This window comes from Acinetobacter sp. MF4642 (assembly GCF_002018925.1).
Taxonomy (GTDB): Bacteria; Pseudomonadota; Gammaproteobacteria; order Pseudomonadales; family Moraxellaceae; genus Acinetobacter; species Acinetobacter johnsonii.
The window spans coordinates 1-1,327 of sequence record NZ_MVON01000076.1; the positions used below are offsets into that span (position 1 = coordinate 1).

Consider the following 1,327-nt stretch of genomic DNA (forward strand, 5'->3'; position numbering starts at 1 on the left):
TGTCCCGTCCTGAAATAAGTTTACACCTTTAAGAGGCTTATTTTATGGAACATGAACGAGAACAAAGAGTTAAACGTACACAAGGTGATTATAGCTTTGCCTTTAAAATGATGGTTGTACATGAAGTAGAAAAAGGGCAAATTACTTATAAACAAGCTCAGGCAAAATATGGTATTCAAGGAAGATCAACTGTGCTGGTATGGTTACGCAAGCACGGACAACAGGACTGGACTTCGAATATGCCGCCTTCTTCTAAACGCCAATTAACACCCCAACAACGAATCCGCCAATTAGAAAAGCAGTTAGCCGCAGAAAAGCTTAAAACTGAATTTATTCAGGATGTGATTTATCACATTGATAAAGAATGTGGGACTGATCTTGGAAAAAAGTATACCGAGCACGTTTCAAAGATTGGCAAAGCCAAAGAGGACTAAGCGTTTCACGTTATTGTCAGTGGTTGGGAATCACCCGACAAGCTTATTATCAAGCAGAAAAACGTGCTCAAATGACTGCACAAGCAACTGAAAAAATACTTGAGTTGGTTATGGAATATCGTTGTCTCATGCCAAGTATCGGAACACGTAAGTTGTATTGGCTTATTAAAGGCAAATTGTTGCAGCGTGGTTTAAAGTGTGGACGGGATCAGTTATTTAAAATATTGAAAGAGCATAATTTATTGATTCGCCCCAAGCGTCGCTATACAAAAACTACGGATAGCAAGCATTGGATGAAGAAGCATCCAAATTTATTAAAGGATTATTCAGCAGTGCAAGCCAACGAAGTCTTTGTTAGTGATATTACTTATGTTGAGAGTGCTGAAGGCGTACATTATTTATCATTGGTGACAGATGCTTATACCCGTCAGATTAAAGGTTATAAGTTATCGAATGATATGCGTGCGGAGAATGTTATGCAGGCTCTACATATGGCGATGCAGCATGTGACGGATCGAGCGACTAGGATGATTCATCATTCAGACAGAGGCTCTCAGTATTGCTCTGAGCTATATCAATCGGCATTGCGCCATTATGGGATATGTCCTTCCATGACAGATGGATACCTTGCGAAACAGTGTTTCTCATATCAAAATGCATTAGCAGAGCGGATTAATGGAATATTAAAGCAGGAGTTTTTAACTACACGATGTCAAACCATGAAGGAGTTAGATCACTTAATTACGGAATCTATCATGATTTATAATTGCTATAGACCACATTTAAGTTTAAATATGAACACCCCGAATCAGATGTATGAGCAAACTAAAACCGAGCTAATTGCTTAACTCGGTTTGAAGTGGAATACTGTCAATCTATTTCAGGACAAGACA

At 38.7% G+C, this 1,327-nt stretch carries 1 protein-coding gene; it reads left to right on the forward strand.

Annotated features, from left to right (window positions below; genetic code table 11):
• The first annotated feature begins 44 nt into the window (after positions 1-44).
• Positions 45-1,282, forward strand: a protein-coding gene (locus MF4642_RS16475; RefSeq protein WP_101495459.1) for an IS3 family transposase whose coding sequence is annotated in 2 segments (ribosomal slippage) — positions 45-381 and positions 381-1,282 — 1,239 coding nt in all. Because the reading frame shifts where the segments join, the coding sequence is not laid out codon by codon here.
• Positions 1,283-1,327 lie beyond the last annotated feature (45 nt).